This is a genomic window from Candidatus Yanofskybacteria bacterium (assembly GCA_003514055.1).
Lineage (GTDB): Bacteria > Patescibacteriota > Minisyncoccia > 2-02-FULL-40-12 > GWA2-44-9 > UBA12115.
This window is the reverse complement of the sequence record DOSG01000003.1, coordinates 13,116-31,437: the sequence shown is the minus strand read 5'-3', so window position 1 is coordinate 31,437 and position 18,322 is coordinate 13,116. Positions and strand designations below refer to the sequence as shown.

22 protein-coding genes, 7 tRNA genes and 1 riboswitch are annotated in these 18,322 nt (G+C 44.6%); of the genes, 13 read left to right on the top strand and 16 right to left on the bottom strand.

The window, feature by feature from the left end:
* Positions 1–205 precede the first annotated feature (205 nt).
* The 11 genes from DEG18_01725 to DEG18_01675 all read right to left on the bottom strand — a co-directional run bounded on the left by DEG18_01725 (position 206) and on the right by DEG18_01675 (position 3,805).
* Positions 206–280: transfer RNA gene (locus DEG18_01725), tRNA-Arg, on the bottom strand.
* A gap of 122 nt (positions 281–402) precedes the next feature.
* The gene (locus DEG18_01720) at positions 403–993 is read right to left on the bottom strand and encodes a hypothetical protein (protein ID HBX58305.1); all 591 of its coding nucleotides are present in this window, start codon (positions 991–993) and stop codon (positions 403–405) included.
* A 17-nt stretch (positions 994–1,010) separates the two neighbouring features.
* Positions 1,011–1,097: transfer RNA gene (locus tag DEG18_01715), tRNA-Ser, on the bottom strand.
* A 187-nt stretch (positions 1,098–1,284) separates the two neighbouring features.
* Positions 1,285–1,371 (bottom strand) — tRNA-Ser (locus DEG18_01710).
* Positions 1,372–1,459: 88 nt separating this feature from the next.
* Positions 1,460–1,546, bottom strand: a tRNA-Leu gene (locus tag DEG18_01705).
* Positions 1,547–1,562: 16 nt separating this feature from the next.
* Positions 1,563–1,639, bottom strand: a tRNA-Met gene (locus DEG18_01700).
* Between the two features lie 11 nt (positions 1,640–1,650).
* On the bottom strand, positions 1,651–1,869 hold the full coding sequence (locus tag DEG18_01695; GenBank protein ID HBX58304.1) for a hypothetical protein: 219 nt from the start codon (positions 1,867–1,869) through the stop codon (positions 1,651–1,653).
* A gap of 9 nt (positions 1,870–1,878) precedes the next feature.
* Positions 1,879–2,124 (bottom strand): hypothetical protein, encoded by a 246-nt coding sequence (locus DEG18_01690; GenBank protein HBX58303.1) that lies wholly within the window; start codon positions 2,122–2,124, stop codon positions 1,879–1,881.
* Positions 2,125–2,276: 152 nt separating this feature from the next.
* Positions 2,277–2,603, bottom strand: coding sequence for a hypothetical protein (locus DEG18_01685; protein ID HBX58302.1), 327 nt, complete (start codon positions 2,601–2,603; stop codon positions 2,277–2,279).
* A 79-nt stretch (positions 2,604–2,682) separates the two neighbouring features.
* Positions 2,683–3,216 carry a hypothetical protein gene (locus DEG18_01680; protein HBX58301.1) on the bottom strand — a complete coding sequence of 178 codons (534 nt, stop codon included), beginning with the start codon at positions 3,214–3,216 and terminating at the stop codon, positions 2,683–2,685.
* Between the two features lie 91 nt (positions 3,217–3,307).
* Positions 3,308–3,365: riboswitch (cobalamin riboswitch) on the bottom strand.
* A gap of 41 nt (positions 3,366–3,406) precedes the next feature.
* Positions 3,407–3,805 (bottom strand): hypothetical protein, encoded by a 399-nt coding sequence (locus tag DEG18_01675; protein ID HBX58300.1) that lies wholly within the window; start codon positions 3,803–3,805, stop codon positions 3,407–3,409.
* Positions 3,806–3,958: 153 nt separating this feature from the next.
* Between DEG18_01675 and DEG18_01670 the strand changes: the two genes are divergently transcribed.
* A complete protein-coding gene (locus DEG18_01670; GenBank protein HBX58299.1) occupies positions 3,959–4,456 on the top strand; it encodes a hypothetical protein in 498 nt (165 codons plus the stop codon).
* 92 nt (positions 4,457–4,548) lie between these two features.
* On the opposite strand, the gene DEG18_01665 is transcribed toward DEG18_01670, so the two are convergent.
* The 5 genes from DEG18_01665 to DEG18_01645 form a co-directional block, all read right to left on the bottom strand.
* On the bottom strand, positions 4,549–4,743 hold the full coding sequence (locus DEG18_01665; protein ID HBX58298.1) for a hypothetical protein: 195 nt from the start codon (positions 4,741–4,743) through the stop codon (positions 4,549–4,551).
* A gap of 634 nt (positions 4,744–5,377) precedes the next feature.
* Complete coding sequence (locus tag DEG18_01660) at positions 5,378–5,788, bottom strand: hypothetical protein (GenBank protein HBX58297.1); 411 nt, start codon at positions 5,786–5,788, stop codon at positions 5,378–5,380.
* Between the two features lie 265 nt (positions 5,789–6,053).
* Positions 6,054–6,461: a hypothetical protein gene (locus tag DEG18_01655; protein HBX58296.1), complete on the bottom strand. Its 408-nt coding sequence runs from the start codon at positions 6,459–6,461 to the stop codon at positions 6,054–6,056.
* A gap of 516 nt (positions 6,462–6,977) precedes the next feature.
* Positions 6,978–7,385 carry a hypothetical protein gene (locus tag DEG18_01650; protein HBX58295.1) on the bottom strand — a complete coding sequence of 136 codons (408 nt, stop codon included), beginning with the start codon at positions 7,383–7,385 and terminating at the stop codon, positions 6,978–6,980.
* Between the two features lie 106 nt (positions 7,386–7,491).
* Positions 7,492–7,563: transfer RNA gene (locus DEG18_01645), tRNA-Met, on the bottom strand.
* Between the two features lie 119 nt (positions 7,564–7,682).
* Here DEG18_01645 and DEG18_01640 point away from each other — a divergent pair.
* From DEG18_01640 to DEG18_01585, 12 genes are all read left to right on the top strand, one after another.
* On the top strand, positions 7,683–7,940 hold the full coding sequence (locus tag DEG18_01640) for a hypothetical protein (protein HBX58294.1): 258 nt from the start codon (positions 7,683–7,685) through the stop codon (positions 7,938–7,940).
* 197 nt (positions 7,941–8,137) lie between these two features.
* Positions 8,138–8,515: a hypothetical protein gene (locus tag DEG18_01635; protein ID HBX58293.1), complete on the top strand. Its 378-nt coding sequence runs from the start codon at positions 8,138–8,140 to the stop codon at positions 8,513–8,515.
* 56 nt (positions 8,516–8,571) lie between these two features.
* Complete coding sequence (locus DEG18_01630; GenBank protein HBX58292.1) at positions 8,572–8,904, top strand: hypothetical protein; 333 nt, start codon at positions 8,572–8,574, stop codon at positions 8,902–8,904.
* 278 nt (positions 8,905–9,182) lie between these two features.
* A tRNA-Met gene (locus DEG18_01625) sits at positions 9,183–9,258 on the top strand.
* A gap of 151 nt (positions 9,259–9,409) precedes the next feature.
* Positions 9,410–10,684: a hypothetical protein gene (locus DEG18_01620; GenBank protein HBX58291.1), complete on the top strand. Its 1,275-nt coding sequence runs from the start codon at positions 9,410–9,412 to the stop codon at positions 10,682–10,684.
* Positions 10,685–10,686: 2 nt separating this feature from the next.
* Positions 10,687–11,736: a hypothetical protein gene (locus DEG18_01615; GenBank protein ID HBX58290.1), complete on the top strand. Its 1,050-nt coding sequence runs from the start codon at positions 10,687–10,689 to the stop codon at positions 11,734–11,736.
* 46 nt (positions 11,737–11,782) lie between these two features.
* Complete coding sequence (rsmI, locus tag DEG18_01610) at positions 11,783–12,454, top strand: 16S rRNA (cytidine(1402)-2'-O)-methyltransferase (protein HBX58289.1); 672 nt, start codon at positions 11,783–11,785, stop codon at positions 12,452–12,454.
* Positions 12,451–13,965: a methionine--tRNA ligase gene (locus tag DEG18_01605; protein ID HBX58288.1), complete on the top strand. Its 1,515-nt coding sequence runs from the start codon at positions 12,451–12,453 to the stop codon at positions 13,963–13,965. Before rsmI ends, DEG18_01605 begins: the two co-directional genes overlap by 4 nt.
* Positions 13,962–14,744, top strand: a complete 783-nt coding sequence (locus DEG18_01600) for a hydrolase TatD (GenBank protein ID HBX58287.1) — start codon at positions 13,962–13,964, stop codon at positions 14,742–14,744. The genes DEG18_01605 and DEG18_01600 overlap by 4 nt, the downstream gene beginning before the upstream one ends.
* Positions 14,745–14,789: 45 nt before the next feature.
* Positions 14,790–15,401, top strand: coding sequence for a hypothetical protein (locus DEG18_01595; protein ID HBX58286.1), 612 nt, complete (start codon positions 14,790–14,792; stop codon positions 15,399–15,401).
* Between the two features lie 28 nt (positions 15,402–15,429).
* Entirely contained in the window at positions 15,430–15,834 is a 405-nt protein-coding gene (locus tag DEG18_01590) for a hypothetical protein (protein ID HBX58285.1), read from the top strand.
* Positions 15,834–18,320 carry a leucine--tRNA ligase gene (locus DEG18_01585; protein HBX58284.1) on the top strand — a complete coding sequence of 829 codons (2,487 nt, stop codon included), beginning with the start codon at positions 15,834–15,836 and terminating at the stop codon, positions 18,318–18,320. Before DEG18_01590 ends, DEG18_01585 begins: the two co-directional genes overlap by 1 nt.
* Positions 18,321–18,322 lie beyond the last annotated feature (2 nt).

Here is an 18,322-nt window from a genome sequence, read left to right as displayed (position 1 = left end):
CTAAAAGCGTAACTCGATTCATGCCCTCGTGAACGGTCAAAATGAACTGCTTCATTTCGACCCCGAATTGTAGTTCGAGCTCCTGCGAGGACGTTGGACAATTCGGCAGAACATATCCCACGAAGTGGGATCAAAGTCGATTCTGTTCCGTAGGAACATGAATAAAAAACAAACAACCCTTTGAGGTTGTTTGTTTTTTATTCATTGGTGCCCTCGTGAAGAATCGAACTTCAATTACTAGATCCGCAATCTAGTGTCCTATCCGTTGAACGACGAGGGCCCTCCTAATCTCTGATTTACGTCAGAGCTTCGAAGGGCGAGCATAACCATATACAAGCTATGCTTGTCCGCCGAAGCTCGGATGCTAGGATGAGCGAAGGTGGAAACGACGAGGGCGCTTTACTAAAATCCGAATTTTTCTAACAATGCCTCAATTAATCCGCGCTCGACCCTTCTCTCGTCTAGATGATCTATCAGCAAGGATCGTACCTCGAGCGGATTTCTATTGGCTATGGATATATTTATTCTCGGTAGATACCACTTCTTCATGGTAATGATCAACCTTTTGTCTTGCCGCTCATAGTCTATCCAGAAAGAGTCAATGTCTTTATACTCATATTGTCTGTCGTCTAAACTTATACCATGGATACTCAGTATGGTCATTATCTTCGAAGGCTTTCTATTCATAGTCAAACCGACGACTATGCAAAATAGTATAAGAAGAAGCGATAGAAGCAGATTCGTTCTAAAGAATATAAGTAAGCCTGCGGCGATGACTAGGAGTACCAATAATACATGCAATCCGACTTTGTTCTGTACTGGTTCTGAGTCTGGGACTTCCCATAATATCTTCCTATCTCCACGATGGGTTTCTTCTGACTTGCCTTGTGCCGCTTGGGGCGTCTTATGATTGGGCGTTTTTAAAACCGACTCTTCTGGTGGAGTTGATTCTTGCTCGGGACCCTTCTTTCTCAGATCGATTATATTTGCCACGGTATTTTTACTAACTGCGGAGAGGGTGAGATTCGAACTCACGGTACCCTTACGGGTACGCCGCATTTCAAGTGCGGTGCGTTAGACCACTCTGCCACCTCTCCATCTTTTTTAAATACTGATGCGGAAGCGGGAGGATTCGGCCTCGGCTCTAGCTTCGCCGTCGCTCAGCTCGGCCTAGCCACCAGCTCACAATTTTTCTTGCTAGAAAAATTGTTCCGCTGTTCGAATCCTTCCACCTTACATATGGCAACATTTAAATACACCCAATGGCATATTTAAATGTTGATGCGGAAGCGGGAGGATTCGAACCTCCGATACCCTTGCGAGTATGCCTGATTTCGAATCAGGTGCTTTCAACCACTCAGCCACGCTTCCAACATTCTAACTCTAAGTAATCTAACATCAAAACCTCATTATATAAAGGTCTTAAATAAAGAAGCGCTCACCTGGGGGCAGGTGAGCGTGGTGCCAGAAGCGGGACTCGAACCCGCATGACCTTTGGGTCAACGGATCCTAAGTCCGTCGCGTCTGCCAATTTCGCCATTCTGGCACATGAGGCGAAGGGGTGGTGGGCCCAGCTGGACTTGAACCAGCGACCAGCCGATTATGAGCCGGCTGCTCTGACCAACTGAGCTATGGGCCCACATGACACTGCTAGTTGCTACCGTCGTCTGGCCACACCCCGAAGGGCATGGCCGGTGGGTCTTGGTGATCGGCATCGTGGAGTTTACCGACTTGCCGTGATCCGGCAGGGCTCACTAGACGAATGCCGAACATCATCTCGAGTTGGGCCAACGTTCTTATCGCTGGCACTTGCCGCTGAAGCAATTCGGGTCCGCCCGGTGGTGCCAAACCAACTCTCGACTTTGCCATTGCGTCCTCTTAACTCCGGCTGAGATCCGGGATGTCGGCCAGGTCTTGCCCAGCCAATTCCGGGAACTGGCTGGCCGGGATGAAGGCCGCTCTGGTCATCTGAAGGGCCTCGGCTACATCGAGCCCCGGTAGCCCCTTGCCCCGAGCGAGCATACGTCTGCGCCTGAGGCCTCTCTTGGTTACGATGACCGTCATGACCTGGGCCTTGGCCAAGTCCGCCAGGACCTGCCCATGCAAACTAGTCGAATCAAACATTTTGCCTCCCTGGAAATCGAAACATGCGATAGAAACGGGAAGGAACTTCGAATGAGCATATTATATCATCAAATATAGTATTTAGTCAAGCATAATAAAAGGCCCCGTTTGGGGCCTCATTCCCGACGGACACTATGAGCGGCGTCCTATGTCTATTTATCCTGTTTTTCCTGACAGGTGATGCACAGGATAGCCCATGGTAGGGCAGCCAGACGAGCCGGGGATATGGGTCCTCCGCAGTCGCGGCATATGCCGTAAGTGTCATCTTCGACTTTCTCTAGTGCTAGCCTAATTCCCTTATCTTGGGCGGCCAGCCGATTAAGATCGGCGGCAACTTTATTCCTTCTCTCCATCTCAGCGGCCCTCGATGCCGGATCAAGACGATTCGTCTGAGCTGGTAGCTCGCCTCGAGCTCTCTTAATCTCGTCGTTAGTTTGGGCTAGTTTAGCCCTTAGAATCTCTCTTATGTTTGTGGGCATTCTTTACCTCAGTGTGAGTTGGTAAGGGACGACAAACGATTCGGTTATTGTAATACAAATATGTCGAGAGCGTCAAACATCAGTTTGCTGCTAACCGAGTTTTCAATCCGATCAATTCGATTCTTTCATTTGTGACAACCCATCTATAGATGGCTGGGCTAACTATGGCAGATAATATGATATTTCCGATGAGGTGATTTAGGGTAAATGGGATCTGGCCAATAAATGCCGAAGAAAAGGTCTGGCCCCAAAAGATCGGCCCGATAGTTAATCCGGTTAAAGCGTCGTAAGCTATAGTTCCGATAATTCCATAAATTATATAATTCATGGCGCTACTTTTTCTGTTCTTAAAATACGCGTACGATCCTATTCCGACCAGCCCATAGGCGATAGCTGTAATCATAGTCCACGAGCCGACTTTGTTAGTGGCTATATCAAATATGACGATGCTTAGAAATCCGAACATAAATGTACCGAGCCAATCAAACTTTTTTGAGAACGGCATCATGGTTACTAGAATAGGCTCGATATTAGGTGGACGAAATGGAGTTAATCTAATGGCGAATATAACAAGCCAGCCGAGGAGATATTTTATTGAAGATCCGATGGTCATATAATTAAATAGCCACCGCAACGCGGTGGCTATTTAATTTAAATTAAAAATGAAAAAGCCTTTCGCGGGCGGAATGGTTAATTCTGAGGGACCGGACTTACCCCAAGGAGGGGATTACCGTTGCGCGACAGTGCTGGATTCTCACCAGCTTCACCTCAGACCGTTTTTATTGTTGTTAAGCTAAATAATATTAATCAATAATTATCTTTTTTACAATAACATAATTTTTTATCTGAGTTCCTTGGACTGTGATTCGTGCTCCATCTGGAAATACAGGCCTGGGACACGATTCAATAGATATTGGATCCTGACACATGGTCTTGGTATCGAAATACAATCTAACAGACATAGCCGGTGATCCAGGGGTCTCATATATCAGATAAAATTCGTTTGGCTTCAGCTTGGGATCGCTCATGTGGAAATTCCCGACGTGATTGAAATTCACCGACTTATCGGCTATGGGCGTGGCAGTTGGCGTGGGCGACGTTTCTGAGTTATTTATTCCAAGCTCTAAAACGAAAACAAAATAAATCGCAATTGCGATGAATATAGCAAGGCTAACTTTCCAGATTGAATCTTTGATAATCATTCTATTAATTATCCCAGAAATTAGGTTTTTATCCAAAGCAATATTTTACTATCAACAATCCATCTAATCCAATGTCGGTCCGTATGCTACAATTAAAGGATTAACAACTAGTAGGGGATTATCTGGGCTTAGGCCTCGACATCTTCTGCATCTATGAAAAAAGATACCATAATATGGGTCGTGGTCGCTGTGTTGGTTGTGCTCGGCATTTGGATCGTATCTAGGAGTGACGAACCAACCAGTAATAATGATTCGCAGGTCGTCTTATCGAGTACGCCAGTTTCTACGGGCGTAATAGCTAAGCCGAAGGCCACGCCGAAAGTTAGTGGAGAAACAATGACATATACTCAGGCCGTAGTGGCCTATCAGGGCAAGAGAATCCAGTTCAATGAATCGTGTCAGGGTAATCCTGGCCAAGTTGCCTTGAAAAAAGGAGATAAGATCATGCTAGATAATCGTTCAAGTATGCAGATCTCTCTAGCCATGGATGGCCGAGAAAATATTATTCCAGCCTATGGCTGGAAGATAGTCACCGTAACCACTGCCAATGCTTTGCCCTATAATTTAGGCATACATTGCACTTCTAGTAGGGACTCAGTCGGAAACGCGGCTCTCATTAATCTTCAGGCTAGTATGTCGCAGGGACTCTAGTCTGTTAATGAAATTAACAAGAGCCCCAGCTACGGCGTTGTCGTAGCTGGGGCTCTTGTTCGTCTAAATCTAGTAATTAAAAGCGGCTATTTCTAGCCGCGGTGATCGATCCCATGCTTGACTGCACATTTGGCACAAACTTGACCCATACCCTCAATATAGTTTCTGCGGTCATCTATGTGAGTGCTCATCTTGTATTCTGGCGTATCTTCTCCACACATGACACAAAAATCTGGATCGTCTGGGCCGCGTTTTCTATCGATGGCTTGTTTGACTCTTTCGTTCATGGCGAGCCTCGCCTGGATCTGCGGCGAATATATTACAATATGCGACAAGCGTCAACGGGTAGTTGCCGCCTTTTCCAAGCCCCGCTCGATAGGGGAGGCTGTCTCCAGGGTTACTATGGTAATACGAGATTTAGATTTGCTAAATTATGATAAAGAAAAAGGCGGGTAATCAGACCCGCCTTCGCAGCCTTACGAGGCTAGCCCTATGGGCGGCATATCCTAGCGATAAATATACCAGCACCATAAGTGAGTTGAACCAAATACAGTCAACGGAATAAATTGGACCATTAATTCTACCTAGTCTAGTGTGGACGATGGCTTGAAGGATGGTAATTCCATGAAAGGCCGTTAGGTAAAACGTTGGTCCTGAGAATGACTCGATCTCTCGTGAGCTCGTAAAGATCTTGCGGGCATAATAAATCATAGAGACTAGTAGGATTACCATACTTTGAACGAACCAGATTAAGTGTGATGCTGAACGGAATGTAATGCCTAGGAAGATCGTAGTCTCCATCTAGAACCTCCCCCCCCAATCATGTAAAAGAATACAAAAACAATACCGCATTTACGCGGTATTGTCAATGCGAGATTGTGGTAAAGAGAAAGCCGACGTTAGTCGGCAGAGTGTTCTAAATTATGTGGCAGCTTTAAGACCTGTTGCACTGTTTCCTTTTTTGTCGGTAGTCATTTCGGTTGCCGCATCCATGAATGCGATAAGCCGGTTGGCTTCTTCTGAACCGCTAACTAGCGCGCTTGTGAGAGTATAGGCATTGTCGACTGCGGCACGTTCGAGCATGCTGCCTTCGGCATTAACCATAGCCAGGTCCGCGGCCAATTGAGAGATTCTTCTTAATCTCTTGGCGGATGGGCAATCGCATGCCAGAACGTCGGTAGGTATATTTGAAGCTAACAACGATACGATAACGTGCTTCTTGAGGCCCCGTGCCCAATATGGGCCATCTTGATCGTAGACCCGATCGATAATTGGATCTTCTCGATTGATAATTGTAGCCAATTCTTCCAATGATCTGGCGCAGTCGCACATAGGGCACCCTCTTAGCGGAAACGAGCTGAAACTAAAATACCACTCTCGTGGGATTCGTCAATCCCATGTTGTGGGGGGGGGTGGTCTCCTACGTCAAAACTTCGGAAGACTAAAAGAGGACGTTACTGTGTCCTTCCGGAGCTCGAAGAGCGAAGGAGGAGAACCTGGTTAGCTTCTTATTATGGCAATGCTGAGTTTGGATTTATGAGATCATGGTAAATAAAAAAGACCGTTCTCGGTCAGCGAGCCAAATTAGGCATAGTTCTTATCGCTCAGCATTTCGCCACGAGCCTACCCTGTAATAGGCGGCCCAGGTGAAGTATCTCTCGGATTTTGACGGCCGGAACAGAATCCAATGCCCGTCTTCTTTCTGTTTCAGTTCATAGTCGAGATAGATACCCACGGCTTTTAAGGCCAGACCGGCTGTAGCCTCTGGGTTGTCTTTCCCGGTACCCTTGTCTACCACCCTCAGTGAATCCCAATGGGTGTCGGTCCAGTTCTGCAATTCAATAATTTGCTCGGGATAATAAACCCCAGCATATCCAGGCAAAGATACGTGCCATGCCTTCATTAGCTTGCCGTCTACGTAATCATGTCTTTCATAACCAGTGGCGATTTTGAATAATCCAAGAGTTAGGAAGATTGCGAACAAAATTGACAGAAGGTTCGTCATAAATTACTCCAGCCAGCCGAGATCTTTCAGGGCTTGACATTCATCGCAGAGATTCGGTCGCGTGGTGTAGCTTTCCGGAACTTGAATGTCGGCGCCGCAGCTGAGGCAATCGAAGTGCATCGGTGAGCCAGCGCAGAGACGACTGTTGTCGACTCGTTCTCGCGTCTTGTTCTCTTCGCGTCTGGTGGCAAGTGCCACAAGAGCCGCCTTCTTTCCTCGAGTCGTAGCTAGGGCCATATGTCTTATTCCTTTCGAAGAACACGAAACTAAAATACCACTCTCGTGGTATTTGTCAATCCCATGTTGTGGAGGTTGGGCTCCTACATCAAAACTTCGGAAGACTAAAAGAGGACGTTACTGTGTCCTTCCGGAGCTCGAAGAGCGAAGGAGGAGAACCTGGTTGAGAGGGTACTATAGTAATACAAGATTCAATTTCATGAAGAGTTGGGTATAAAAAACAAAGGACCTCGCACCAGACGGAGGATTGAGGTCCTGAGTCTTGGGGCGGGGTGTGATCTAGGCCCTGTCGGCGGCCTTGAGCAAAGGAGAAAGCCTCTCCTCTAGGTGGGGAAACATCTTCACCATTTCTGCGACGAAAAGTGTCAACATCTCGTAAACTCTTTCGACGTAGGCCATTGGAATCGTCAATCCATCATACTCATATGAAGAGTAAATGACCCTTGTTTTACCCAGTATGAACTCTACTACGATCTGCGACGGCCAGCCTTTCTTGAAGAATAGGTGCCAGGACGCATTCCCGTCGCTGAAGAATATCTTGTCATGATACTGAACAGCAGCATTAATGAGCTCGGTCGAGCCAGTAAGTCCGAGGACTGTTTTGACCACAAGGTCAATCTCATCACGCATTGCGTCAATAGTCCTCGAACCAGCAATGATTCTTCTGACGACCTCTTTCGCTTCCATGGCGTCCTCTCCTGTCTCCAGGAACCCTCTCGGGTTGTTAATATTAGGGCATCTCTGCCCAGCTAATAAAACAATACCGCATCTCTGCGGTATTGTCAATCCTATGTTGCGGGGGCAGGATTCGAACCTGCGACCTCCGGGTTATGAGCCCGACGAGCTGCCACTGCTCTACCCCGCAGAACCAGTATATATAATTATCGAAGATTTACAAACTTCATTGACAGATATCTGCGCCATGGTATTATATAGATGCGCCGTTTTAAGGAGAGGAGAGGGTGATGTGGCTACAGAACGTTCTTGCGTGGCTCGACCGGGTTATCTCTAGCGTATTCTGTCTTGAAGCTTGGGGGTGGGGCGGGCGATATCGATGACGCCTACCAGTGGACCTACTTCGTGACTATCGGTCCTGTTATCAAAATCGTAAATATGAGAGGAGAGGTAGTCGAGGCAACTGGCTACTGGTCAGTTCGTCATTATTACGATGAACAGGGGAAACTTTTGAAGCGGATCCCCGTCAGGAAGGATCTCGGATGCGGGAAGCGCCTGGTGAGGTAGTCAAGTTCTTTCGGATTATCTCCGGAGATGCGTGGCCGTTTTGAATCCTGTCGAAGTCCAGCATCCTCTGCTGACATAGCCCCGATGAGGCCGAGCCCTCATCGGGGCTTCATCTTTTTTAGTTTACAGAAGTTGATTGACTAAGGATTCTTAAAACTTTAAGATTTCGGTAGTTCGTTAACTAGAGGAGGCTTGGAATGGATGTCATCTCAGCCGCTGAACGCGAGTTAGATGTTCTTAGAGTTCAGAAGGATAGAATTAGAAATCGTCAGCTCGAGGCAATTCGAAGAAGCTTTATATCTTGTCCCAAGTGTCATAAAGAGAGTCGACTTAGCAATTGGACCTTTATCCAAATTAAATGGTATACGCCACCAAGTGGTTGCACCGAAGGAGATTACTGGAATACGTCCGAAACGAAATTTTGCTACTTAGTCTGTCCGAAATGTGGAATTGAGAGCTATGTCTATGTACATCCCCAGAAAAATAAGATAGTACGTTTGGTAGATAAGAGTAGCTTTACGACTGCGCAACTATTTAAGACGGTGATAGTTAGAGAGACTAGACCGCTTGGATAGGATTGACCAATACCACAAAAGTGGTATTTTAGTTTCACGTTCTTTGGAGAATTGTTATGCCCGAACCGTCACAAGAGAGATTAATGAAAGATGCGATACGAGTTCTCAACAATCCTTTCTGGATTAACGGTCTTGAAGCGGGGAAAGTACATCAAAGACTTCATGATGATCATGATGGTACCCATGCTGGCACTCTGAATGTACTTATAGGCCCAGATGGAGATTGCCACACATGGAATGACGGCCAGCCAGGCCAATCGCTTAGGTTTAGGGTTCCCGTCTTGGGCGGAGGCATGAGTCCGAGAGTCAGGAATGCCTTAATGATGCTTGCTTTTGCCATAAAACTAGACAATGAAGATTATCCCCAAAGGTCGGAAGATTTAGAATGACGCCCGCAACCGCGGGCTTTTTTATACCCAACTCTTTGCGATTATTTTCGTAAGTGAGTCTGCGCGTCTTGCGCTGTCTCTCGTGGGTTCTTTCTTCTGCATTTATGTATTGAAATGATGAGTTTTATGTTGTAGAATATGTGAGTTAATCGCTTTTTCTATGTCGGCGTAGCTTCCTCCTTCGCTCGTCCTAATGTCCGAGCTTCGGTGGACAGGTGTAGCTTATTCCTAGTTATACTTGTCCTTCGAAGCTCTGATGTAAATCAGAGCGTAGTAGGGTCGGCGTAGCTCAGGGGTTAGAGCGAGCGTTTCATAAGCGCTAGGTCGCTGGTTCGATTCCAGCCGCCGACACAATTTTATATATTATTACGTTAACTAGAGGTGGGAAGATGTTATTTTCGAGAGGCCCGCGCAGGCGCGACGGCGCCGAGCGAGAGGGTGATTTCTCAGGAGAGAAATACAGCCCGTACTCGAGAAAACAATATCTTCCTGCCTCCGAGATGAAATGGAACCAAAGCACAAATTACACACGTTTGAATCTGGATTGAGATTAATAACCGTGCCCATGGAGGGGACTAAGACGGCCACAGTTTTAGTTATGGTTGGTACTGGATCAAGATTCGAAACAAAGAATATAAATGGTATCTCGCATTTTCTTGAGCACATGATGTTTAAGGGTACGACCAAGAGGCCAGACAAGGTTCAGATTGCTAAGGAGCTTGAATCTATCGGAGCCGAATACAATGCTTTCACGAGTAAAGAGTATACAGGATACTATGCCCGAGCTAGCGCCGAAAAACTGGACCTAATGACTGATGTCATCTCCGATATATTTTTGAACTCATTATTAGATGAGAAGGAGATAGAGACAGAGAAGGGCGTAATCGTCGAAGAGATAAATATGTATCGTGATATGCCTAGTCGTTATATTGGCGATTTATTCGAAGGGCTACTATATAAAGATCAGCCGTTAGGTTGGGACGTGACCGGAGAGAAGGAAATAGTTACTGCGTTAAAACGAGAAGATTTTGTTAATTATTTTAATACTCATTATATCGCCGAGAATACCATAGTAGCTATAGCTGGAAATATTACTAATGAGCAGGGCCGAGCAGTTGTCGAGAAATATTTCACGAATGCTCGAGAAGGCAAGCCGATATCAAAATTGGCAGTAGACGATAAGCAGGCCGAACCGCAAGTATTGATTCATTGGAAAGAGACTGATCAGGCCCATTTTAATTTGGGCGTCAGGGCTTTCGATATGTTTGACGAGAGAAGATATGCGCTGAGTCTTTTGAGTTTGATATTTGGAGGCAGTATGACTTCAAGATTGTTCCAAGAAGTAAGAGAGAAGAGGGGGCTGGCTTACTATGTTGGCGCCAGCGCCGATTTGCTTACTGATTGTGGAATGTTTACGACTAGGGCTGGCGTCAATAAGGATAAAGCCGTCGAGGCGGTCGAGGTGGTGCTTGATGAAATGAGGAAATTAAAGAATGATGGCGTGACCGAAGCCGAACTCCAACAAGCCAAAGATCATCTTAACGGGAGTATGGCCATTTACCTTGAGAGCTCTATGAATATGGCCTCTGACTATTGCGACTCGGTATTATTTGAGAATAAGGTTTTGACGCCGGAAGAAAGACTAGATAAGATTAATAGGGTAACACTAGAAGAAGTTAATCAACTGGCTAGGGATCTCATTGATAATTCTAAATTAAATTTTGCGATTATTGGTCCGTATAAAGATACGGAGCAATTTAAAAAAATTATAAAAATATAGAGATGGCAGACAACCAACACGTCCACATAGATATATCTTCGTCTAGCATGTTCAGAGCGATCATGATTATCGTGGGATTCCTTCTGCTCTATGTTCTTAAAGACGTAGCGGTTATATTTTTGTTCGCGCTTATTGTCGCTTCGGCGATCTCGCCATTTGCTAATTGGCTCGACGGCAAGGGCTTTCCGAGAATACTAGGCGTGCTATTACTCTTTCTCATCGTAGTCGGCCTAGTCATAACAGTTTTCTCGCTTGTAGTGCCATATTTGGCTCAAGAAGCTTCTCAGTTGGCCAATGCCTTACCGAAATTCGTTGATAAAATTACCAATTCGTTGGAAGCGGCTCAAAAGGGTGCGCCTAAATATTTAGATTTTCTTGGAGAGATTCAGAATGTCCTTGATGGAATTTCGTCTTATTTCCAGCAGGCGTCTCAATCGGTGATTGGACTTGTCGTTAGCGTGTTCGGTGGCATATTCTCTTTCTTTGCCATAGTGGTCATATCTTTTTACCTATCAGTTACGAAGAAGGGTATCGAAGTTTTTATCGGTTCGATAATTCCGGAGAGATACGAGACTTATGTTTTGGATCTTTGGAAAAGGTCGGAAATAAAAGTTGGTCGTTGGTTGCAGGGGCAGATGTTGCTTAGTTTAATCGTTGGAGTTGTCGTATATATAGGATTGTCTCTTATGGGTATCAAATATGCCTTAGCTTTGGCCGTGTTGGCGATGGTATTTGAAATAGTCCCAGTTGTCGGGCCAGTGCTTTCAGCCATGCCGGCCGTATTCTTGGGCTTCATGCAGTCTCCGGCGTTAGGCGTCTGGCTTGTTATATTTTATGTAGTAGTCCAGCAACTAGAGAATCATATTCTTGTCCCATTGGTAATAGGCAGAACTACGGGTTTAAATCCGGTCGTCGTGATTATAGCCCTACTCGTGGGTGCTCAACTCGCCGGAATACCTGGCATGATATTGTCGGTACCGGTAGCTACGGTTATCGTTGAGATTCTTGACGATATGGCCAAGCACAAGGAATCAAGAAAGGGCGCCGCCTAAAACTAAGACCCTAATTCTATTTAGAATTTAGTGCTTGGAATTAAATATGTTATATATAGTCGCTACTCCAATCGGCAACCTCGAAGATATAACGTTGAGGGCTATTAATGTCCTAAGCAATGTTGATTTGATTTTAGCTGAAGATACTAGGGTCACTAGAAATCTCCTTGAAAGATACAACATCAAGAAAGATATAATTAGCTATCATCAACATAGCGATTTTAAGAAGATAGATCAGATAATAGAGATGCTTAGAGATAATAAGAAGTTAGCGCTAGTAACTGATGCTGGTACACCGGGCATAAACGATCCAGGCAACTATTTAATAATGAAGGCGTTGGAAGAGATCCCAGATCTGATGATTGTACCTATCCCGGGAGCAAATGCAGCCATATCGGCGTTGAGTGTTAGCGGCTTTGCTACAGATAAATTTGTGTTCCTTGGGTTTCCGCCACACAAAAAAGGTCGGCAGACATTTTTTAAGAACATTGCCATAATAGACGAGACAGTTGTTTTTTACGAATCAAAGCATAGAATATTGAAAGCCTTGGACGAGTTAAAGAAACTATCGAATATAGATGCCAGAAAAATAATGGTTGGTCGCGAACTAACTAAGCAATTCGAAACAATCTATCGCGGAGACATCGATCACATAACCAAATCGCTATCTGGCGATAATCTCCTCGGCGAATTTGTAGTTGTCATAGCCAATAAATAATAATGAAAAATAAATTTTACATAACGACGGCGATAGCTTACGTGAATGCGGAACCGCACATCGGCTTTGCTTTAGAATTATTACAAGCGGATGTTCTGGCTAGGCACCATCGCTTGATGGGGGATGATACGTATTTCTTAACTGGTACCGATGAGCATGGCTCTAAGATAGCTCAGGCAGCAGAAAAGCATGGCAAAGATACCCAACTATTCGTGGATGAAATAGCCCAGACATTTATTGATCTGACCAAGAAGCTAAATATCTCCAATGATGACTTCATAAGAACCTCTGATCGAGTGAGGCATTGGCCGGCGGCTCAAAAGATTTGGCAAAAATTAGCAGAAAGTGGAGACTTGTATAAAAAAGATTATGAAGGTCTATATTGTGTGGGTTGCGAGGCCAATAAAAAGAAGAGCGACCTAGAGGACGGCTTGTGTCCGATTCATAAAACCGAGCCCCAGTTAGTCAAAGAAAAAAATTGGTTTTTTAAACTCTCGAAATATACTGGAGTTATAAAAGAGAAGATAGAGAAAGATGAATTGAAAATTGTACCGACGTCGAAGAAAGGTGAAATTTTGAATTTATTGGATGATGCCGAAGATGTTAGCTTCTCTCGTCCGACTGCGACGCTTAAATGGGGGATACCAGTCCCAGGCGACGACACGCAAACAATGTATGTCTGGACCGATGCTTTAACAAATTATATCTCAGCACTTGGCTATCCCGAAGATCCAAAATTCTCGCAATATTGGCCCGTGGACGTGCATTTAATAGGAAAAGATATTCTAAGATTTCATGCCATGTATTGGCCGGCGATACTTCTGTCGGCAGGGGTAGAATTGCCCAAATCAATTTATGTCCATGGCTTCGTAACGGCTGAGGGCGAGAAGATGTCTAAGTCACTGGGAAATGTTATCGACCCCAACCAATTAATCGAAAAGTATGGTGTTGATGTGACTAGATATTTCTTATTGAGAGAGATCCCGTCCGATGATGACGGTGACTTCTCGTTTAAGAAGTTGGAGGATAGATACAACGGCGACTTGGCCAATGGTTTGGGCAATCTGGTTCAGCGCGTGGCGACTCTAATCGAAAGTAAGCTTGACGGAGAACTAGTGTATAAGAAGGAGGTCGTAGCAAAAGAGGTGGGCGAAAATCCAGAAATTAAAGAATTTTTTGACGAGTCTGGCTATGGTCAATTAGTCAACGAGTTCAAGCTTCACGAAGTTTTGGGTAATTTCATATTCTCTAGAATTGCAATCGCCAATAGATTTATTGATACCAATAAGCCTTGGGAGGTTATAAAAAATAATCCAGCCGAATTTTTAGAGATTATGACTGTTCTTGCGGCCATGATCCACAATATTTCTTGGCGGCTACAGCCATTTATGCCAGAAACAAGTCAAAAAATATTTGCCGTTTTTGGCGATAGCGGAGAGAGGCAAATTCAAGATAACTATAAATTCTTGATCAAGAAGGGCGCTGGGCTTTTCCCTCGTTTACAACAATGAAAATAATCGATACTCATTGTCATCCGCAATTTCCAGATTACGATAACGATCGTGAGGAAATGATAAAACGCAATCTAGTCGATGGCGTTTTTATGATAGCCATCGGAGCCGACCTGAAATCGTCTGAGGGGGGGATAGCTTTAGCAAAAAAATATCCTAATCAAATTTGGGCTACGATTGGAGCTCATCCTGACGAGATCGGAGAAGATTTTGCAATCGAAGATTATAAAAAAATAATTTCAAAACAAGTCGTGGCTATCGGCGAGGTTGGATTAGATTACTATCGAACGCCAGAAGAAGATAGAAGAAAAAGGCAAAAAGATATTTTTTTGGAATTTATAAATTTGTCCCACGAAGCCAAGCTGCCATTGGTAATACATTCTCGTAACGAGAAGCTAGGAAAATCGGCTCATGATGACTTGGCGGATATATTGAAATCGAATGACGGACTGACTGTGGATGGCGTGGCTCACTCGTTTACTGGAACAGTCGACGAGGCTAAGAAATACCTCGACTTAGGGTTTTATTTAGGATTCAATGGAATAATAACTTTTGCCAATCAATACGATGAGGTCGTCAGATATGCGCCCATGGAACAGATACTTCTGGAAACGGACGCGCCATGGCTGTCGCCGGTGCCATATCGTGGCCAACGAAACGAACCAATACGTGTTATCGAGGTAGCCAAGCGCGTGGCTGAATTAAAAAATATAGAATTAGCCGAAGTCGTAAGCATATGTAATCAAAATGCGAGAAAGCTGTTCGGCATAGATTTTTAGTATTAGTTGTTATAGCATGGGGTTAGCTCATTGATTGGGGCGCACATGAGATTAATACTCGGAAGCGATTTACACGGCTATTTGCCAGCGAGTGTCCCAGAGGGGGACTTGATGATATTGGCGGGAGATATTCTGCCCGAAGAGGGTATCTGGGATTTTATTACCAACAGACTTAATCCATGGCTTGCGAAAGCTCCTGTCAAACGAACTGTCTTGACTTGGGGTAATCACGACTGGCCGATGCCTGATCTGACGATGGGCGTTAAGAGCGCCAATGTCTTAGTTGAGCAGGTCATTAAAATCGGAGGAATAAAGATATATGGCTCTCCTTGGAGTCTGCCATATATGAGATGGGCATGGATGGCTCCAGAGAGGACGCTGGCAAAGATCTATCAGGACATACCTAAGGACGTCGACGTTATCGTTTCTCATGCACCACCCTATGGCTGGGGTGATATGAATAGTAAGGGGGAGCATTGGGGCAGTCGTAGGCTTAGGTTTCGTATGGAGGCATTGCCGAACTTAAAGCTTCTAGTGTGTGGGCATATCCATGAAGGTTATGGTCGATATGGTATCGTCGCCAACGTAAGCTCTGTATACAACGCCGAAGGTAGATATATCCCACGAATTGATCCGTGGACTGTCGTCGATATTTAATCCCGCCACGGCGGGATTTTTTGATTTAATGAGCCAGTTTTTATATACTGCATATATTATGAAGATATTCTTAGATGATCAGGGTAATGACGAAAGAAGGAGCTGGGCGCCTGAAGATTGGAGGCGAGCTATCAATTTTCTCGAATTCAAGGAACTAGTAGAAGAAGCTTTGAGGACGGGAGAGGTAATCGAGGCGATCAGTTTTGATAATGATTTAGGCGATGGAGAAAAAGATGGTTGGGAAGTATTGAAATGGTTGTCCGAAACACATCCTGAGATGATGGAATCGGGACCAGAACTGAGCGTACATTCAGCTAATCCCGAAGGCAGAAAAGCCTTGGAACATCACATAGATTTTTGGAGGAGAAACTATAAAGAAATGGGTGAGGCTAAAAGTAGGCCTGATCCGTGGGCAGAAATAAAGATTAAATAATGAAGAAATACAATCCAGGCAAAATAGAAAAGAAGTGGCAAAAATATTGGGAAAAAGAGAAGATGCATGAAGCCGTGGCCGGAGCGAATAACCATTTGCTATTGGTAGAGTTTCCGTATCCTTCTGGTAATCTACACATTGGCCATTGGTACGCCTTTGCCTTGCCAGATATCTTGGCTCGTTATGAGAGAATGAACGGCAAGAACGTGATGTATCCAATCGGTTTTGATGCTTTCGGTTTACCAGCAGAGAATGCGGCTATTCAGAGAGAGACTAGCCCCGGCGATTGGACCAAAAAGAATATCGCTTACATGACTAAACAGCTGAGAAGTATGGGTGCGACATTTGATTGGTCAAGGCAAGTCGAAACAATTGACTCAGAGTATTACAAATGGACTCAATGGATGTTTCTGAAGTTTTACGAAAAAGATTTATCCTATCGAGCCGAAACACCAGTCAATTGGTGTTCAAAAGACAAGACGGTCCTAGCTAATGAGCAGGTGGTAAATGGTAAATGTGATCGTTGCGGCACGGACGTTGAGCAAAGAAAGTTATCACAGTGGATGTTTAGAATAACTAAATTCGCAGATGACTTAGTTGACGGTCTCGATCGAGTCGATTGGCCCGAAACAACTAAGCTAGCTCAGAGAAATTGGATCGGCCGATCGGAAGGATCGATGATTAGTTTTAAAATAAAAGATTTTAATAAAAGCATCGAAGTATTTACTACTAGAGCCGACACTCTTTTCGGTGCAACCTATGTGGTCTTAGCACCTGAGAATGAATTAGTTAAGGATCTTAAGCCCTTCATAACCAACTGGGATGAAGTTGAAAAATATATTACTGAAGCCAAAAGAAAATCTGAGTTGGAGAGAATGACTAATGTTAAAAGTAAGACCGGAGCTCAGCTCAAAGGTGTGGTAGCTATTAATCCGATTAACGGCGAGGAAGTGTCGGTTTGGGTGGCTGATTACGTATTAGCTCATTACGGTACGGGTGCAGTTATGGCTGTGCCGGCACACGACCAGAGGGACTACGACTTCGCCAAAAAACACGGAATAGCAATTGTGGGGGTTGTATCGCCTACATATTTCGAGGGGCATGTTTCAGTCAGTGCTAACCCAATGGAACATCTAAAGAAGCTGATCTCTGATATATCATCAGGAGAACTTTGCTACGAGGGGGATGGGTTGCTTATGAGCTCTGGTAAATATACGGGGATAGGCTCGGAAGAGGCGAGAACGAAGATTGTCGAAGAGCTCAAGTCTAAGGGGCTGGGAAGATTGATCAAGCAGTATCGCTTACACGATTGGATATTATCAAGACAGAGATATTGGGGCGTGCCCATACCGATAATCAAATGCACGGAGTGCGGCTATGTACCCGTACCAGAGAAAGATCTACCAATCAAATTGCCCAAGCTAGATGATTTTAAACCATCTGACGATGGCCGATCGCCACTAGCTAAATCGGGCAAATGGCTAAAGGCGAAATGTCCCAAGTGTGGAGGTGAGGCTGAGAGAGAAACCGATACCATGGATACGTTCGTAGACTCGTCTTGGTACTTCATGCGCTACGCTGATCCTAACAACAAAGGAGAATTTGCTAGTCAGGAGAATATGGATGCTTGGTTGCCGGTGCCTCTGTATGTTGGTGGTGCCGAGCACAATACTATGCATCTTTTGTATTCCCGATTTTTCACCAAAGCTTTGCATTCGTTGGGGTATGTAAAATTCGATGAACCTTTTCTCGGTCGCGTTAATCACGGCATAATTCTTGGACCTGATGGCCAGAAAATGTCTAAATCTAGAGGTAACGTTGTCGATCCCGATGTTGAGGTAAAAAATTACGGAGCTGATACGGTTAGAATGTATTTATCTTTCATGGGACCATATGAGCAGGGCGGCCCATGGGATCCGAAAGGTATCAATGGTGTTTCAAGATTTTTGAATCGAATCTGGAATTTCGTTTCAAGACATGAAGATAAAAAACTAAAAGTTTACGAAAAGCCGGAGATCGATGTCGAGATTGCCAGGGCTATTAAGAATGTGGGGGGCGACATTAAAGAGCTGAAATTTAATACGGGCGTTAGCGGATTGATGAAGATGCTTAATAGCCTGGAAGAGATTACAGGCGAAGAATATAAATTGAGCAAAGAGCAGTATGAATTAATTCTGAAGGTGGTTGCGCCATATGCACCACACATCGCCGAAGAGTTGTGGCAAGAAGTTTTAGGTAATGAGAAATCGATTCACCTAGAATCGTGGCCGAAGTTTGATGAGACACTACTCAAAGAGGAGTCATTTAATCTGGTCATCCAGATAAACGGCAAAGTAAGGGATGCTATATTAATGAAGGCTGGCCTGCCAGAAGACGAAGTTAAAAAGTTAGTGATGGCTAATGAAAAAATACAGAAATATATAGATGGCCAAGTGATTAAAAAATTCATATATATACAAGGCCGCGTGGCCAATATTGTCATATAAAT

Bases quoted from the DNA above. Each gene is read 5' to 3' on its own strand.
- DEG18_01620 (HBX58291.1), top strand. From the start codon at position 9,410: ATGGAACCAAAGCACAAATTACACACGTTTGAATCTGGATTGAGATTA.
- DEG18_01585 (HBX58284.1), top strand. From the start codon at position 15,834: ATGAAGAAATACAATCCAGGCAAAATAGAAAAGAAGTGGCAAAAATAT.
- DEG18_01595 (HBX58286.1), top strand. From the start codon at position 14,790: ATGAGATTAATACTCGGAAGCGATTTACACGGCTATTTGCCAGCGAGT.
- DEG18_01600 (HBX58287.1), top strand. From the start codon at position 13,962: ATGAAAATAATCGATACTCATTGTCATCCGCAATTTCCAGATTACGAT.
- DEG18_01635 (HBX58293.1), top strand. From the start codon at position 8,138: ATGGATGTCATCTCAGCCGCTGAACGCGAGTTAGATGTTCTTAGAGTT.
- DEG18_01695 (HBX58304.1), bottom strand. From the start codon at position 1,869: ATGGCAAAGTCGAGAGTTGGTTTGGCACCACCGGGCGGACCCGAATTG.
- DEG18_01685 (HBX58302.1), bottom strand. From the start codon at position 2,603: ATGCCCACAAACATAAGAGAGATTCTAAGGGCTAAACTAGCCCAAACT.
- DEG18_01665 (HBX58298.1), bottom strand. From the start codon at position 4,743: ATGAACGAAAGAGTCAAACAAGCCATCGATAGAAAACGCGGCCCAGAC.
- DEG18_01680 (HBX58301.1), bottom strand. From the start codon at position 3,216: ATGACCATCGGATCTTCAATAAAATATCTCCTCGGCTGGCTTGTTATA.
- rsmI (HBX58289.1), top strand. From the start codon at position 11,783: ATGTTATATATAGTCGCTACTCCAATCGGCAACCTCGAAGATATAACG.
- DEG18_01690 (HBX58303.1), bottom strand. From the start codon at position 2,124: ATGTTTGATTCGACTAGTTTGCATGGGCAGGTCCTGGCGGACTTGGCC.
- DEG18_01650 (HBX58295.1), bottom strand. From the start codon at position 7,385: ATGGAAGCGAAAGAGGTCGTCAGAAGAATCATTGCTGGTTCGAGGACT.
- DEG18_01660 (HBX58297.1), bottom strand. From the start codon at position 5,788: ATGTGCGACTGCGCCAGATCATTGGAAGAATTGGCTACAATTATCAAT.
- DEG18_01590 (HBX58285.1), top strand. From the start codon at position 15,430: ATGAGCCAGTTTTTATATACTGCATATATTATGAAGATATTCTTAGAT.
- DEG18_01670 (HBX58299.1), top strand. From the start codon at position 3,959: ATGAAAAAAGATACCATAATATGGGTCGTGGTCGCTGTGTTGGTTGTG.
- DEG18_01615 (HBX58290.1), top strand. From the start codon at position 10,687: ATGGCAGACAACCAACACGTCCACATAGATATATCTTCGTCTAGCATG.
- DEG18_01675 (HBX58300.1), bottom strand. From the start codon at position 3,805: ATGATTATCAAAGATTCAATCTGGAAAGTTAGCCTTGCTATATTCATC.
- DEG18_01630 (HBX58292.1), top strand. From the start codon at position 8,572: ATGCCCGAACCGTCACAAGAGAGATTAATGAAAGATGCGATACGAGTT.
- DEG18_01655 (HBX58296.1), bottom strand. From the start codon at position 6,461: ATGACGAACCTTCTGTCAATTTTGTTCGCAATCTTCCTAACTCTTGGA.